Here is a 15,803-nt window from a genome sequence, read left to right on the forward strand (position 1 = left end):
GGTGGCAGAGTGGAGGGGATCCTCGAGGAGTTCGACGACTACCTGGCGCTGCACCGTGGTCGGTCGGCGCACACCCGTCGCGCCTACCTGGGCGACCTGCGGTCGCTGTTGAGCTTTCTCGCCGAACGCGGTTGCGATCTTAATGAACTGAGCCTGCCGGTGCTGCGGGCGTGGCTGGCGGCCCAGGCCGGGGCGGGCATGGCCCGCACCACCCTGGCCCGTCGCACCTCGGCGGTCAAGGCGTTCACCGCGTGGGCGGTGCGGCGCGGCCTGCTGACCGGCGACCCGGCCGTGCGCCTGCAGCTGCCCAAGGCGCATCGCACCCTGCCGGCGGTGCTGCGCCAGGATCAGGCGCTGGCGGCGATGGCGGCCGCCGACCGCGGCTGCCGGCAAGGCGATCCACTGGCCCTGCGGGACCGGCTGATCGTCGAGCTGCTCTACGCCACGGGTATCCGGGTCAGCGAGCTTTGCGGGCTGGACGTCGACGACGTGGACCCCGGGCATCGGCTGCTGCGGGTGCTCGGCAAGGGCGACAAGCAGCGCACCGCGCCGTTCGGCGAGCCGGCCGCCGACGCGCTGCAGGGCTGGCTGGCCCACGGACGCCCGGCGCTGGTGACGGCGGAGTCCGGTCCGGCGCTGCTGCTGGGCGCCCGGGGCCGACGGCTCGACGTGCGCCAGGCCCGCACCGTGGTGCACCAGACCGTCGCCGCGGTGCCCGGCGCGCCCGACATGGGCCCACACGGCCTGCGCCACACTGCGGCCACCCACTTGCTCGAAGGCGGGGCCGACCTGCGGGTCGTGCAGGAGTTGCTCGGGCACTCCAGCCTGGCCACCACCCAGCTGTACACCCATGTCACCATCGCGCGGTTACGCGCGGTGCACGACCAGGCCCACCCGCGGGTCTGACCAAGCCGTTGACGGTGCGCCGGGGGCGCCGAGTGCGCGTGCAGGGCGGAACTTCCCGGCGTGTCGCCGCCCTCGGCGCACCGTCGCTGCTCGCGGGCCACCCACCCAGCGGTTTGAGCCGGATCGGGGTGGCTTTCAACAGCCCGAGCGGGTCGACGTAGTCGGCGCGGGCCGCCGGACCCCACATCGCGCCCCAGTGCAGGCACGCCGCCGCCCCACAGCCGGGGTGGCCGGCCGCCAGCTCGCCGATCACGGTCGCGGCGCTCACCCGCTGACCCGCCCGCACGGCCGCCCGGACGGGCTCGTAGCTGGTGCGCAGACCGCCGGGATGGGCCAGGGACACCACCGGTCGCCCGGCCAGCGCGCCGGCGAACACCACGGTCGCCTCGCCGGGCGCATACACCGGCTGCCCCGGAGCGCCCGCCAGGTCCACGCCCCGGTGTCCGGGGCGCCAATCGGGCGACGGAGCGTCGAATGCGCGCAGCACGGCCGGCCGCGGCCGCAACGGCCAGTCCAGCCGCTCACCCTCCGCGCGCGCCGGCGCCGCGCACACCAGCGGCACCGCCAAAATCAGCGTCGCCCGCCGCACACCGTCCAGTGCACTACCGCGCGCCGCGGGAAGCCAACCGTGGACCACCGATCTGTGGACCCTCGCGGCGCTGTGAAAAGCGGCTGCTCGCGGCGTGTAAACTGGCGTCCCGCAGCCCGATACCAGCGGGCTGACTTCGCGTGTCTGCCCCGCCCCCGATGGGGACGGACAGCGTGCCGGGCGGTCCCGTTCGACAACGGGTCCGGCATCGCGGCAGACGCCAGGGCCCGGCCTCACCCGAGGCCGGGCGGCAACCGACGACAAAAGGACCCGGCATGGCCGTAGTCACCATGAAGCAGCTGCTCGACAGCGGCACCCACTTCGGGCATCAGACCCGTCGGTGGAACCCCAAGATGAAGCGGTTCATCTTCACCGACCGCAACGGCATCTACATCATCGACCTGCAGCAGACGCTGACTTTTATCGACAAGGCATACGAATTCGTCAAAGAAACCGTCGCCCACGGCGGCACGATCCTGTTCGTCGGCACCAAAAAGCAGGCACAGGAAGCCATCGCCGCCGAGGCCACCCGCGTCGGGATGCCATATGTTAATCAGCGCTGGCTGGGCGGCATGCTCACCAACTTCGCCACCGTGCATAAGCGGCTTCAGCGTCTCAAGGAGCTCGAGGCCATGGAGCAGACCGGTGGTTTCGAGGGGCGCACCAAAAAGGAGATCCTGGGCTTGACGCGGGAGAAGGCCAAGCTGGAGCGCAGCCTCGGCGGGATCCGTGACATGAACAAGGTGCCCTCGGCGATCTGGGTGGTGGACACCAACAAGGAGCACATCGCCGTCGGTGAGGCCCGCAAGCTGGGCATCCCGGTCATTGCGATCCTGGATACCAATTGCGACCCCGACGAGGTCGATTACCCGATCCCGGGCAACGACGACGCGATCCGCTCGGCGGCGCTGCTGACCAAGGTGATTGCCTCCGCGGTGGCCGAGGGACTGCAGGCGCGCGCGGGTCTCGCCGGCGGGGATGGTAAGCCCGAGGCTGAGGCCGCCGAGCCGCTGCCCGAGTGGGAGCAGGAGCTGTTGGCGGCCGCGACGGCGGGCACCTCCGAACCGGCACCCCCCGGCACCCAGGACGAACCAACGGACACTACCGATGCGACCACTACGGAAGGCTGATATGGCGAACTTCACCGCTGCCGATGTCAAACGGCTTCGCGAGCTCACCGGTGCCGGCATGCTTGACTGCAAGAACGCGCTGGCCGAGACCGACGGAGACTTCGACAAGGCCATTGAGGTGCTGCGCATCAAGGGTGCCAAGGACGTCGGCAAGCGCGCGGAGCGCGCTACCGCCGAGGGCTTGGTCGCCGCCAAGGACGGCGTGCTCATCGAATTGAACTCGGAGACCGATTTCGTTGCCAAGAACGCGGAGTTTCAAGCCCTGGCCCAAGAGATCGTGGCGGCCGCGGCGGCATCCCGGGCCGCTGACGTCGACGCGGTCAAGGCTTCTCCTATTGGCCAACCTTCGGGTACTAAGACCGTCGAGCAGGCGATCGGCGAGCTGTCGGCAAAGATCGGCGAAAAGCTCGAGCTGCGCCGCCTCGCGCGCTTTGACGGAACTGTCGAAACCTACCTGCACCGGCGGTCGGCCGACCTGCCGCCCGCCGTGGGGGTGCTGGTCGAGTACCAGACCAGCTCCGACCGCGGATCGGATGCTGAATCGGCCCGAGACGCCGCGCACACGGTCGCGCTGCAAATCGCCGCGCTGAAGGCCCGCTACCTGAGCCGCGACGACGTGCCCGCCGACGTGGTGACCAGTGAACGCCGCATCGCCGAGGAGGCTGCGAAGGCCGAGGGCAAACCCGAGCAGGCGTTGCCCAAGATTGTCGAGGGCCGACTGGGCGGATTCTTCAAGGATGCAGTGCTGCTCGAGCAACCGTTGATCTCCGACAACAAGAAGACCGTCAAGGCCCTGCTCGACGAGGCCGGCGTCACGGTGACGCGGTTCGTGCGGTTCGAGGTCGGTCAGCCTTGAGCCGGGCTTTGCCATCCGTATCGGTCTCGACCGGATTCGCCGGTGCGAGCCGGGTTCGAATGTGAGTTCAATTCCAAGGACAACGGCCAGCTAAAATTTACCCGGGCCACGCGCGGGTATGCCGATCAGGCAGGGTGGCGTACGCCGCGCTTGGTGGTTGCCATCGCTGTCACGCGAGGAGTCTGATGACGGAGCCAGGGACCCCGACGGGTGCGGAGGCGTTTCCCCGGGACGGCGGGCATCCGGCCGGGAAGCCGGCAAGTCGGCCCAAGTACTCGCGGGTGCTACTCAAGCTCGGCGGCGAAATGTTCGGCGGCGGCCAGGTGGGCCTGGATCCCGAGGTGGTGGCCCAGGTGGCGCGCCAGATCGCCGAAGTGGTCCGCGACGGTGTCCAGGTCGCCGTCGTCATCGGCGGCGGTAACTTTTTCCGAGGCGCCCAGCTGCAGCAGCGTGGCATGGACCGCGCGCGATCAGACTATATGGGCATGCTGGGCACCGTGATGAATAGCCTTGCCCTACAAGACTTCCTGGAAAAGGAAGGCATTGCTACCAGGGTCCAGACGGCGATCACGATGGGTCAGGTCGCCGAGCCCTACATTCCGCTGCGGGCACGGCGGCATCTGGAGAAGGGGCGGGTGGTGATCTTCGGTGCCGGCATCGGGCTGCCGTACTTCTCTACCGACACCACTGCGGCGCAGCGGGCACTGGAGATCGGTGCCGAAGTGGTGCTGATGGCCAAGGCGGTCGACGGGGTGTTCGCCGAGGATCCGCGGGTAAACCCCGACGCCGAACTGCTCACGGTGATCACCCACCGGGAGGTCATCGACCGTGGACTGCGGGTGGCCGACGCCACCGCGTTCAGCCTGTGTATGGACAATGGCATGCCGATCTTGGTGTTCAACCTTTTAACCGACGGCAATATCGCCCGGGCGGTCGCTGGTGAGAAGATCGGAACGCTGGTCACCAGCTGACGGAAGGTCACCAGCTGACGGAAGGAAGCCGTGATCCGCGCCGGCGACCATGCAGGGCACAGGGATGAGGAGGAGCGGCGCCATGATTGCGGAGACCCTCTTTGACGCCGAAGAGAAGATGGAAAAGGCCGTGGCGGTGGCCCGGGATGACCTGGCGACCATTCGCACCGGCCGGGCCAGTCCCGCCATGTTCTCCCGGATCACCATCGACTATTACGGCGCCACCACCCCGATAACCCAGCTGGCCAGCATCAATGTCCCCGAGGCGCGGCTGGTCGTCATCAAGCCGTATGAAGCCAACCAGCTACATGCCATCGAGACCGCGATCCGCAATTCCGACCTCGGGGTGAACCCCACCAACGACGGCACCCTGATCCGGGTGGTGGTGCCACAGCTGACTGAGGAACGCCGCCGCGAGCTGGTCAAGCAGGCCAAAGCGAAGGGAGAAGAAGCGCGCGTGTCGGTGCGCAACATCCGCCGTCGGGCAATGGAAGAGCTGCATCGCATCCGCCGGGACGGGGAGGCCGGCGAGGACGAGGTCGGCCGTGCCGAAAAGGAGCTGGACCGGGTCACCCACCAGTACGTCACCCAGATCGATGAGCTCGTCCGGCACAAAGAAGGCGAGCTGCTGGAGGTCTAACGGCCGTTCAGCAACCAATGTCCGTGGCAGACACTGATACCGGTGCGGGCACCTCGGCTGGGGGGCCGGCGCAGAACACCTCTCGGGCGGGGCGCAACCTGCCGGTCGCGATCATCGTGGGCGCGGCGTTGGGCGGTGTCGCTGTTGCGAGCCTGGTGTACGCGCGGCCCTACGGCTGGGTCGGCGTCCTGTCCGTCGGGGCGTTGCTGGGCACCCTTGAGGTGGTGCGTCGGTTGCGGGCCGGTGGATATGTGATCCCGGTGATCCCGCTGGTGGTCGGCGGCCAGGCCATGCTGTGGCTGACATGGCCCTTCGGGGCTCGTGGCGCACTCGCCGGCTTCGGTGCCACGGTGGTGATCTGCATGATGTGGCGGCTATTGAGCCAACACGGCCGGGCGGCTCCCCTCAAATGGGATGCCGCCGTCCAGGCCAACTACCTGCGCGACGTATCCGCCACGGTCTTCCTGGCCACCTGGGTTCCGCTGTTCGCGTCCTTTGGCGCTTTGCTGATCTACCCGCACGATGGCGCCGGGCGGGTGTTTTCCCTGGCGATCGGTGTCGTCAGTTCCGATATCGGCGGGTACGCCGTCGGCGTGCTCTTCGGTAAGCACCCGATGGTCCCCACCATCAGCCCGAAAAAGTCCTGGGAGGGCTTTGCCGGTTCGCTGGCACTGGGCATCGCTGCGACCACCCTCAGCGTGACCTATCTGACCGGCAAACCCGCCTGGATCGGCGTGCTGCTGGGGCTGACGCTGGTCGTCAGCGACACCCTCGGCGACCTGGTGGAATCGCAGGTGAAACGCGATCTCGGCATCAAGGACATGGGCAGCATACTGCCCGGTCATGGTGGGATCCTGGATCGTTTCGACGGATTTTTGCCTTCGGCGGTCGCCGCCTGGATCGTGCTGACGCTGGTGCCCTGAGGATCCGCTTCGTTGCCGAGGGACGTCACACTGGTGGGTGATGCAACCGCAACGACCGTCACCCCCGACACCGGCTTCACCCTATGACGCAATCGACCCCGGCGATACGTCCCGTTCCCGGCGGCCGGGGGAGTTCCCACCGCGCGTTTCGTCGCCGCGGGGGCGGCCGGCGCGCCACCTCGCCGATCTTGACGCGGCAGGCCGAGTGGCTGCCGTCGTGGATCTGGGGCTGCCCGCGTTTCGCGCCAATCAGCTCGCGCACCACTACTACGCCCGGCTGACCGCCGACCCGCGGCGGATGACCGATCTGCCGGCAGCCGTTCGCGACCGGGTCGCCGAGGCCTTGTTCCCGCAGCTGCTGACCCCGATCCGAGTAGTCGCGTGTGACGCCGGCCGGACCCGCAAGACGTTGTGGCGGGCCGGCGACGGCATCACGGTGGAATCGGTGCTGATGCGCTACCCGCAACGCAACACCGCGTGCATTTCGTCGCAGGCGGGTTGCGGCATGGCGTGCCCGTTTTGCGCTACCGGGCAGGCGGGGCTGCGCCGGAACCTGTCGACCGCGGAGATTCTGGAACAAGTGCGCGCCTCGGCCGCGGCGCTGCGGGACGACTTCGGTGATCGGCTGTCCAACGTCGTGTTCATGGGCATGGGCGAGCCGCTGGCCAACTACGCCCGGGTGGTGGCCGCGGTGCGCCGCATCACCGAGCCGGCGCCCCACGGGTTCGGGATTTCGGCTCGTGCGGTGACGGTGTCGACGGTGGGGCTGGCCCCGGCGATTCGCAAACTCGCCGACGAACGCCTCGGGGTGACATTGGCCGTGTCGCTGCACGCCCCCGACGACGAGCTGCGGGACACCCTGGTGCCCGTCAACAACCGATGGAAGATCGGCCAAGTCCTGGACGCCGCCCGCTATTACGCCGCCGTCACCGGCCGGCGGGTCTCGGTCGAGTATGCGCTGATTCGTGATGTCAACGACCAGCCGTGGCGGGCCGACCTGCTGGGCAAGCGGTTGCATCGAGCGCTCGGCGCGCTGGTGCACGTCAACGTGATCCCGCTGAACCCGACGCCGGGCAGCGATTGGCACGCCAGCCCTAAACCGGTCGAGCGCGACTTCGTGCGCCGGGTCCGCGCCAACGGGGTGCCCTGCACCGTGCGCGACACTCGCGGGCGGGAGATCAGCGCAGCCTGCGGCCAGCTGGCCGCCGAAAATTAGTCCCCGCATGCGGGCCCGCGCCCGCTTACGCCCGAATCCGCTCATGCCGGTGTGCAGCCATCGGGAAGCCGCTGTGAGGATGCCCGCCAGGATCGGGTGCCTGCCCGACGAATCCGCCCGTGCTCAACGGGATTTGCGCCATGCTGTAGGTGCTAATAGGTATCAGCAGAAAGGTCCTCTCATGAAAATCCGGTCGTTGTCGTCAGTCAAATCGTTAATGTTGGCCGTGGTCATCGGGGCCCTGGTGGTCGCACTGGCCAGCGCCCCGCGCGCGCTTGCCGTAGACGAGCGTTTGAACTTCACCGGCACCACCCTCACCGGCGCGCCCTTCAACGGGGCGAGCCTGCAGGGCAAACCGGCCGTGCTGTGGTTCTGGACGCCGTGGTGCCCGATCTGCAACCAGGAAGCCCCGGGGGTGAGCCGGGTGGCGGCCGCTAACCCGGCGGTTACCTTCGTCGGTATCGCCGGCAGGTCGGACGTGGCGGCGATGCAGGACTTCGTCTCGAAGTACCACCTCAACTTCACCAACTTGAACGACGCCGACGGCACCATCTGGGCGCGCTACCACGTGCCGTGGCAGCCGGCATACGTGTTCTATCGCGCGGACGGCTCGTCCACGTTCGTGAACACCCCTACCACCGCCATGTCCGAGCAGGAGCTGGCCGATCGGGTGCGTGCGCTCACGACCTAGCCATGGTTGTGGGCTGCGCTCACCGGGTTAGTGGATCCAGCCGCGGTGACGGCCCCACAGATCGCGCACCAGCACCAAAAGCACCAGCGCGGCGAACCCGATGAGAAACCAGTCCTCGACGTGGCCCACGTGGTTGCCCTTGAGCATGCACAGCAAAAACCCGAAGATGGCGAAGCCGGTGATGTGCCAGGTGCGATGGTTGATCCTGCTCCAACCCCAGTCGGCAGAGGGCACCTCGGCGGTGTCGACGGCGGTGGTGCGCTGCACCTCGGTACCGGCCACGGCAATCCCCTCCCGATTTCTCGCATGAGCGCATTGGCGGTGTCCACATTGTGACACACCCGCGTGTCGCCGATCCTGGCGCGGTCCGCGCGGCTCTCGGGTCGCGGTGGCCCGGCACAATTTCGTGGACACGGCACAATGAGGGGATGACGAGTCCCGCCGATCGCCGGTTGCGCGTTCTGGTGCTGGGCAGCACCGGCTCGATCGGCACCCAGGCGCTGGATGTCATCACCGCTAACCCGGATCGCTTTGTCGTGGTCGGGCTGGCCGCGGGCGGGGGACGCCCGGAGCTGCTGGCAGCGCAGCGCGCGCAGACCGGGGTGACCAATATCGCCGTCGTCGACGAGCGTGCCGCCGACGCCGTCGGCGACGTCACCTATCGCGGTCCCGATGCGGTCATCCGGCTGGTGGAAAACACCGAGGCCGACGTGGTTCTCAACGCGCTGGTCGGGGCACTGGGGCTGCGCCCGACACTGGCCGCGCTGGCGTCCGGGGCCCGGTTGGCACTGGCCAACAAGGAATCGCTGGTCGCCGGGGGTCCCCTGGTGCTGCGGGCCGCGCGGCCGGGGCAGATTGTGCCCGTCGACTCCGAGCATTCCGCGTTGGCGCAATGCCTGCGCGCGGGCACCGCCGACGAGGTCGCCAAGCTGGTGCTGACCGCCTCCGGCGGGCCGTTCCGCGGCTGGTCGGCAGCCGAACTCGAGCGCGTCACCCCAGAGCAGGCCGGCGTCCACCCGACCTGGTCTATGGGTCCGATGAACACTTTGAACTCGGCGTCGCTGGTCAACAAGGGGCTCGAGCTGATCGAGACCCATCTGCTGTTCGGGATCCCCTACCAGCGCATCGAGGTGGTTGTGCACCCGCAGTCGATCGTGCATTCGATGGTCACGTTCACCGATGGCTCGACGATCGCCCAGGCCAGCCCCCCGGACATGAGGCTGCCCATCGCGCTGGCGCTGGGCTGGCCGGCGCGGGTACCCGCGGCCGCCGCCGCCTGCGATTTCTCCACCGCCGCTCGCTGGGAGTTCGAGCCGCTGGACAACGAGGTTTTCCCCGCGGTCGAGCTCGCGCGGCAGGCCGGGCAGGCCGGAGGGTGCATGACCGCGGTCTACAACGCCGCCAACGAAGAAGCCGCCGCGGCGTTTCTGGCCGGGCGGATCCGCTTCCCGGCCATCGTGCGCACTGTCGCTGAGGTGGTGCGCGAAGCCGGCCAGTGGACCGCGGAGCCCGCTACCGTGGATGACGTACTCGAGGCGCAGCGCTGGGCCCGCGAACGCGCCCAGCGGGCGGTCACACAGGAGGTTATGCCAGCCCCATGATGTTCGCTATCGGCACCGCGGCCTTCGCGCTGGCCATCCTGACCTCGGTGGCATTGCACGAATGCGGGCACATGTGGGTCGCGCGGGCCACCGGGATGAAGGTGCGCCGCTATTTCCTGGGCTTCGGCCCGACCCTGTGGTCAACGCGGCGCGGCGGTATCGAATACGGCGTCAAAGCTCTCCCGCTGGGAGGCTTCTGCGATATCGCCGGGATGACCCCCGTGGAGGAGCTGCGGCCCGACGAACGTGACCGAGCCATGTTCAAGCAGGCCACCTGGAAGCGCGCCGCCGTGTTGCTGGCCGGGCCCGCGATGAACTTCCTCATCGGTGTGCTGCTGATCTATGCCATCGCCGTGGCGTGGGGGCTGCCCGACCTGCACCCGCCCACCGCCGCGGTGATCGGCGAAACCGGTTGTGTTGCCCCGGAAACCGCCAGGGGTCAGTTCGGCCATTGCACCGGTCCGGGGCCGGCGGCGATCGCGGGAATCCGCCCCGGTGACGTCGTGCTCCGGGTCGGTGCCACCGATGTGCACACCTTCGACGAAATGGCCGCCGCGGTGCGCGGGCTGCACGGCGTCGTGCCGTTCGTCATCGAGCGTGACGGCACCCGGATGACCAGGTACGTCGATGTCACACCCACGCAGCGCTGGGTCAAGGGCAGCGACACCCCGTCGACGGTGGGCATGATCGGGGTGGCGCCGAAAATCTACCCGCCGACGCGCTACGACATGGCCTCGGCCGTACCCGCCAGTTTCGTCTTCACCGGGGATTTGAGCGTCGAGCTGGGCAAGTCGCTGCTCGCCATGCCGACCAAGATCGGGGCGCTGGTACACGCTATCGGCGGGGGGCATCGCGACCCGAACACGCCGATCAGCGTGGTGGGTGCCTCCATCATCGGCGGCGAAACCGTCAAACATGGCTTGTGGGTGGCGTTCTGGTTTTTCCTCGCCCAGCTGAATTTCGTGGTCGGCGCGATCAACTTGGTCCCGTTGTTGCCGTTCGACGGCGGGCACCTGGCCATCGCGGTGTTCGAGAAGATCCGCAACACCATCCGCTCGGCCCGGGGCATGGTGGCGGCCGCACCGGTGAACTATCTCAAACTCATGCCCGCCACCTATGTCGTGCTGGCCTTGGTGATCGGCTACATGCTGTTGACCGTGACCGCCGACGTGGTCAACCCGATCAGGCTTTTCCAATAGGCTCCCACCGGGAACCAGAAGACCGAAGGAGATGACGTGACCGTCGAGTTGGGGGTGCCGGCACCGCGGCCACCCACCCTGGCGCCGCGGCGCCCGACGCGCCAGTTGATGGTCGGTGACGTCGGGGTGGGCAGCGACTACCCGATTTCGGTGCAGTCGATGTGCACCACCAAGACGCACGACGTCAACGCGACGTTGCAGCAGATCGCGGAGCTGACCGCCGCCGGGTGCGACCTGGTGCGGGTCGCCTGCCCGCGCCAAGAGGATGCCGATGCGCTGGCCGAGATCGCCCGCCACAGCCAGATCCCGGTGATCGCCGACATCCACTTCCAGCCGCGCTACATCTTCGCGGCCATCGAGGCGGGGTGCGCGGCCGTCCGGGTCAACCCGGGCAACATCAAAGAATTCGACGGTCGGGTCAAAGAGGTCGCCAGGGCCGCCGGTGACGCCGGCGTCCCGATCCGCATCGGCGTCAACGCCGGCTCGCTGGACAAGCGGATCCTGGCCAAGTATGGCCGGGCCACACCCGAGGCGCTCGTCGAATCGGCGTTGTGGGAGGCCTCGCTGTTCGAGGAGCACGGCTTCGGTGACATCAAGGTCAGCGTCAAGCACACCGACCCGGTGGTGATGGTCCGCGCCTACGAGCTGCTGGCCGCCCGATGCGACTACCCGCTGCACCTGGGTGTCACCGAGGCGGGCCCCGCCTTTCAGGGCACCATCAAGTCCGCGGTCGCCTTCGGCGCGCTGCTGTCCAAGGGGATCGGCGACACCATCCGGGTGTCGTTGTCGGCGCCCCCGGTCGAGGAGGTCAAGGTCGCCAACCAGATTCTGGAGTCGCTGAACCTGCGGCCGCGCTCGCTGGAGATCGTGTCCTGCCCGTCGTGTGGGCGCGCCCAGGTCGACGTCTACACCCTGGCCAACGAGGTCACCGCCGGCCTGGAAGGGCTCAACGTGCCGTTGCGGGTAGCGGTGATGGGATGTGTCGTCAACGGTCCCGGTGAGGCCCGCGAGGCTGATCTGGGCGTCGCGTCGGGAAACGGCAAAGGCCAGATCTTCGTTCGTGGCGAGGTGATCAAGACCGTGCCGGAATCGCAGATCGTAGAGACGCTGATCGAGGAGGCCATGCGCCTTGCCGCTGAGGTCGACAAAAAGCACGGTTCGGACACCACGGCGAGCGGTTCTCCCGTCGTGATCGTAAGCTGAAACCAGCCGGTTCTCTCGCCGTCACAGAAAGACGCACCATGTCGGCTCCGCCCATCTTTCGCCCGGTAGGCAAGCGACGGGTGGCGGTGGTGCGTGATGCCTCCGCGGTGTGGCGCGTGCTGCACGACGACCCGGTCGGCACGTGCATGGTCGCCGCGCGGGTCGCCGATCACGGTGTCGACCCCGATGCGATCGGCGGCGAACTGTGGACCCGCCGCGGCGCAGACGAATCGTTGTGCTACGCCGGTGCCAACCTCATCCCGCTGCGCGGCGGTCCGGACGACTTGGCGGCGTTCGCCGACGAGGCGATGAGCGGGTCGCGGCGATGTTCCTCGCTGGTCGGCCGGGCCGAACTGGTGATGCCGATGTGGCGGCGGCTGGAACCCGCCTGGGGTCCGGCGCGCGACGTGCGCGCCCACCAGCCGTTGATGGCCTTGAACAGCATGCCCAGGTGCGCCATCGATCCCGAGGTGCGCCAAGTGCGCCCCGATGAGCTGGACGCATACCTGGTGGCCGCCGTCGACATGTTCATCGGCGAGGTGGGGGTGGACCCGCGGCTCGGTGACGGTGGGCGCGGGTACCGCCGACGGGTGGCCAGCCTGATCTCGGCCGGCCGGGCCTGGGCCCGTTTCGAGCACGGCGAGGTGGTCTTCAAAGCCGAGGTGGGCTCGCAGTCCCCGGCCGTGGGCCAGATCCAGGGTGTGTGGGTGCATCCCGAGCGGCGTGGGCAGGGCCTGGGCACCGCGGGCACCGCGACGCTGGCGGCGGTCATCGTCGGCATGGGACGCATCGCCAGCCTGTATGTGAACGATTTCAACACCATCGCCCGGGCCACCTACGCCCGCGTGGGCTTCGTTGAAGTCGGCAGTTTCGCCACCGTGCTGCTGGACTGACCCGCGAACGTCGCACCGCCGATCGGCGTGTCGGGTGGGAGCGAGCGTGCACACCGGCCCAGCCGCGGGGACGGTCCCTGGTTGCCGTCGATTGCCGGCATGCCCTCAAGGCGGCGTCGGCCCTGCCGGGACCTGGAGATAACGCTTCGGTCTCGGTGTGCCTCCGCCGGTCCCGCCGCGCCCTCTCCTACCATCTGCCACAATGGTCACTAAAACCACACTGGTATCGGCGATCACGTGCCTGCTGGCGGTGCTTGTCGGCGCCGCCGTGCCGTCGTGCACTCCACGTCCCGACGGCCCGGCCCCCGCCGCCGAGAAGTTTTTCGCCGCATTGACCGCCGGGGATACCGCATCGGCTGCCCGGTTCAGCGACGACCCCGACGCCGCCCGCGAAGCGCTCAACGCCGCCTGGGCCGGATTGCAGGCCATTCGCCTAGACGCGCAACTCCTCAGCTCGAAATACAGCGAGGACACCGGCAGCGTGGTGTATCGCTACACCTGGCAGTTACCCAAAAACCGCACCTGGACCTATGAGGGCCAGCTGAAGATGGCCCGCAACGAGGGCCGCTGGCAGGTGCGCTGGACGGCGACCGGGCTGCATCCCAGGCTGGGAGAGCATCAGACGTTCGCCCTGCGGGCCGATCCACCGCGACGCGCCTCGGTAAACGAGATCGGCGGCACCGAGGTGCTGGTGCCGGGAAACCTCTACCATTACCGCCTCGACGCCCGCGGGGCAGGCGGCAACCTGATCGGCACATCCCGGGCGGTGGTGGAGGCGCTGCGCCCTTTTGACGACACTTTGGACCCGCAACGGCTCGCCGAGCAGGCCAGCTCCGCAACCGAGCCGCTGGATCTGATCACGCTGCGCCCCGACGACCACAGCAAAGTGGCGCCGGCGATCGGCAGCTTGCCCGGCGTGGTGATCACCCCCCAGGCCGACCTGCTGCCGACCGACGACCGGTTCGCGCCCACGGTGATCACCCAGGTGAAAAAGGCGGTGATCAATCAACTCGACGGCCAGTCAGGCTGGCGGGTGGTCAGCGTCAACCAGAACGGTGCGGACGTCGCGGTGTTGCACGAGGTCGCTCCCGCGCCGGCGCCGTCGATCACGATCAGTTTGGACCGCATCGTGCAGGACGCGGCCCAGCACGCCGTGGACACCCAGGGCCGCAAAGCGATGATCGTGGTGATCAAGCCGTCAACGGGGGAGATCTTGGCCATCGCCCAAAACGCGGCGGCCGACGCCGACGGCCCGGTCGCCACGACCGGGCTGTACCCGCCGGGGTCGACGTTCAAGATGATCACCGCCGGCGCCGCCGTCGAACGGGACATGGCCACGCCCAACACGCTGCTGGGGTGTCCCGGCGAGATCGATATCGGCCAACGCACCATCCCCAACTACGGCGGGTTCGATCTGGGTGTGGTGCCGATGTCGCGCGCGTTCGCCAGTTCCTGCAACACCACGTTCGCCGAGCTGGCCAGCCGGATGCCGCCCCGTGGCCTGTCGCAGGCCGCCGCCCAGTACGGGCTGGGCCTGGACTATCAGGTCGACGGCATCTCGACGGTGACCGGATCGGTGCCCCCGACGGTGGACCTCGCGGAACGCACCGAGGACGGTTTCGGCCAGGGCAAGGTGCTGGCCAGCCCGTTCGGCATGGCCCTGGCGGCGGCCACGGTGGCGGCCGGGAAAACCCCGCTGCCGCATCTCATCGAAGGCCGGCCGACCCCGGTCGCCGGCACTGCAGCAGCGATCACCACGAAGATGCTCGATGCGCTGCGGCCGATGATGCGACTGGTGGTGACCAATGGGACGGCTAAGGACATCGCGGATTGCGGTGCGGTGTTCGGCAAGACGGGGGAGGCCGAGTTTCCCGGTGGATCGCACTCCTGGTTCGCCGGATACCGTGGCGACCTGGCGTTCGCGGCGCTGATCGTCGGGGGCGGTAGCTCCGAGCACGCGGTGCGGATGACCAAAATGATGTTCAACTCGCTGCCGGCGGACTACCTGGCGTGACGCCGTGGGGGGTACCCGCCTTCTCCCCGGGACGACACGGCCCGCATCGCCGCCGCGTGGATGGTTAAGCTGGCGCCATGTCCGTTCGCACCGCGCTTTCGCCCGGCGTGGTATCCCCGACACTGCCGGTGCCCAGTTCGATCCCACGCCCGGAATATGTCGGCAAACCGACCGCGCGCGAGGGCAGCGAACCGTGGGTGCAGACCCCGGAGGTGATCGAGAAGATGCGCATCGCCGGCCGGATCGCGGCCGGCGCGCTGGCCGAGGCCGGCAAGGCGGTCGCGCCCGGGGTGACGACCGATGAGCTGGACCGGATCGCGCACGCCTACATGGTCGACCACGGCGCCTATCCGTCGACCTTGGGCTACAAGGGTTATCCGAAGTCCTGTTGCACTTCGCTGAACGAGGTCATCTGCCATGGCATCCCCGACTCGACGGTGATCGAGGACGGTGACATCGTCAATATCGACGTCACCGCCTACATCCACGGTGTCCACGGTGACACCAACGCGACCTTTCTCGCCGGCGACGTCTCCGAGGAGCACCGGTTGTTGGTCGAACGCACCCGGGAGGCGATGATGCGCGCGATCAACGCCGTCAAACCCGGTCGGGCGTTGTCGGTGATCGGACGGGTCATCGAGTCCTACGCAAACCGGTTCGGGTACACCGTGGTTCGCGACTTTACCGGGCACGGTATCGGCACCACGTTCCACAACGGCCTGGTGGTGCTGCACTATGACCAGCCCGCCGTGGAAACCGTCATGGAACCCGGGATGACGTTCACCATCGAGCCGATGATCAACCTTGGCGGGCTGGACTACGAAATCTGGGACGACGGCTGGACGGTGGTCACCAAGGACCGAAAGTGGAGCGCCCAATTCGAACACACCGTACTGGTCACCGAGACCGGGGTCGAAATCCTCACCCTGCCATGATGTTTCGACGATGAGTAGAGCTCACGCCCGGCACGT

The 15,803-nt window shown here is 68.2% G+C and carries 15 protein-coding genes and 1 pseudogene; 14 read left to right on the plus strand and 2 right to left on the minus strand.

Annotation, left to right across the window (positions count from 1 at the left end):
- The first annotated feature begins 9 nt into the window (after positions 1 to 9).
- Entirely contained in the window at positions 10 to 906 is an 897-nt protein-coding gene (locus tag QJR12_RS08620; protein ID WP_300580771.1) for a tyrosine recombinase XerC, read from the plus strand.
- Between the two features lie 106 nt (positions 907 to 1,012).
- Here QJR12_RS08620 and QJR12_RS08625 read toward each other — a convergent pair.
- Positions 1,013 to 1,543 (minus strand): annotated as a pseudogene (locus tag QJR12_RS08625) (M23 family metallopeptidase); the annotation flags it as partial.
- Positions 1,544 to 1,770: 227 nt separating this feature from the next.
- On the opposite strand from QJR12_RS08625, the gene rpsB reads away from it, so the two are divergent.
- From rpsB to QJR12_RS08660, 7 genes are all read left to right on the plus strand, one after another.
- Positions 1,771 to 2,625: a 30S ribosomal protein S2 gene (gene rpsB, locus QJR12_RS08630; RefSeq protein ID WP_300580773.1), complete on the plus strand. Its 855-nt coding sequence runs from the start codon at positions 1,771 to 1,773 to the stop codon at positions 2,623 to 2,625.
- Between the two features lies 1 nt (position 2,626).
- Positions 2,627 to 3,481, plus strand: a complete 855-nt coding sequence (gene tsf, locus QJR12_RS08635) for a translation elongation factor Ts (protein ID WP_300580776.1) — start codon at positions 2,627 to 2,629, stop codon at positions 3,479 to 3,481.
- Between the two features lie 185 nt (positions 3,482 to 3,666).
- Positions 3,667 to 4,452 carry a UMP kinase gene (gene pyrH, locus QJR12_RS08640; protein ID WP_300580778.1) on the plus strand — a complete coding sequence of 262 codons (786 nt, stop codon included), beginning with the start codon at positions 3,667 to 3,669 and terminating at the stop codon, positions 4,450 to 4,452.
- Between the two features lie 82 nt (positions 4,453 to 4,534).
- The gene (frr, locus tag QJR12_RS08645; RefSeq protein ID WP_300580780.1) at positions 4,535 to 5,092 is read left to right on the plus strand and encodes a ribosome recycling factor; all 558 of its coding nucleotides are present in this window, start codon (positions 4,535 to 4,537) and stop codon (positions 5,090 to 5,092) included.
- Between the two features lie 17 nt (positions 5,093 to 5,109).
- Positions 5,110 to 6,015, plus strand: a complete 906-nt coding sequence (locus QJR12_RS08650) for a phosphatidate cytidylyltransferase (RefSeq protein ID WP_300580782.1) — start codon at positions 5,110 to 5,112, stop codon at positions 6,013 to 6,015.
- Between the two features lie 91 nt (positions 6,016 to 6,106).
- Positions 6,107 to 7,231 (plus strand): 23S rRNA (adenine(2503)-C(2))-methyltransferase RlmN, encoded by a 1,125-nt coding sequence (gene rlmN, locus QJR12_RS08655; protein WP_300581260.1) that lies wholly within the window; start codon positions 6,107 to 6,109, stop codon positions 7,229 to 7,231.
- A gap of 181 nt (positions 7,232 to 7,412) precedes the next feature.
- Entirely contained in the window at positions 7,413 to 7,922 is a 510-nt protein-coding gene (locus QJR12_RS08660; RefSeq protein WP_300580785.1) for a protein disulfide oxidoreductase, read from the plus strand.
- Between the two features lie 27 nt (positions 7,923 to 7,949).
- Here QJR12_RS08660 and QJR12_RS08665 read toward each other — a convergent pair whose 3' ends face one another.
- Positions 7,950 to 8,204, minus strand: a complete 255-nt coding sequence (locus QJR12_RS08665; RefSeq protein WP_300580787.1) for a DUF2631 domain-containing protein — start codon at positions 8,202 to 8,204, stop codon at positions 7,950 to 7,952.
- A 146-nt stretch (positions 8,205 to 8,350) separates the two neighbouring features.
- Here QJR12_RS08665 and dxr point away from each other — a divergent pair, with 146 nt between their 5' ends.
- From dxr to map, 6 genes are all read left to right on the plus strand, one after another.
- On the plus strand, positions 8,351 to 9,523 hold the full coding sequence (gene dxr, locus QJR12_RS08670) for a 1-deoxy-D-xylulose-5-phosphate reductoisomerase (RefSeq protein WP_300580790.1): 1,173 nt from the start codon (positions 8,351 to 8,353) through the stop codon (positions 9,521 to 9,523).
- A complete protein-coding gene (locus QJR12_RS08675) occupies positions 9,520 to 10,722 on the plus strand; it encodes a M50 family metallopeptidase (protein ID WP_300580793.1) in 1,203 nt (400 codons plus the stop codon). The genes dxr and QJR12_RS08675 overlap by 4 nt, the downstream gene beginning before the upstream one ends.
- Positions 10,723 to 10,758: 36 nt before the next feature.
- Positions 10,759 to 11,925: a flavodoxin-dependent (E)-4-hydroxy-3-methylbut-2-enyl-diphosphate synthase gene (gene ispG / locus QJR12_RS08680; RefSeq protein WP_300580795.1), complete on the plus strand. Its 1,167-nt coding sequence runs from the start codon at positions 10,759 to 10,761 to the stop codon at positions 11,923 to 11,925.
- 38 nt (positions 11,926 to 11,963) lie between these two features.
- Positions 11,964 to 12,818: a GNAT family N-acetyltransferase gene (locus QJR12_RS08685; RefSeq protein WP_300580798.1), complete on the plus strand. Its 855-nt coding sequence runs from the start codon at positions 11,964 to 11,966 to the stop codon at positions 12,816 to 12,818.
- 202 nt (positions 12,819 to 13,020) lie between these two features.
- Positions 13,021 to 14,832 (plus strand): penicillin-binding transpeptidase domain-containing protein, encoded by a 1,812-nt coding sequence (locus QJR12_RS08690; RefSeq protein ID WP_300580801.1) that lies wholly within the window; start codon positions 13,021 to 13,023, stop codon positions 14,830 to 14,832.
- 77 nt (positions 14,833 to 14,909) lie between these two features.
- Positions 14,910 to 15,767 carry a type I methionyl aminopeptidase gene (gene map, locus QJR12_RS08695; protein WP_300580803.1) on the plus strand — a complete coding sequence of 286 codons (858 nt, stop codon included), beginning with the start codon at positions 14,910 to 14,912 and terminating at the stop codon, positions 15,765 to 15,767.
- Positions 15,768 to 15,803 lie beyond the last annotated feature (36 nt).

The sequence above is a fragment of the Mycobacterium sp. genome (genome assembly GCF_029961025.1).
Classification (GTDB): Bacteria; Actinomycetota; Actinomycetes; order Mycobacteriales; family Mycobacteriaceae; genus Mycobacterium.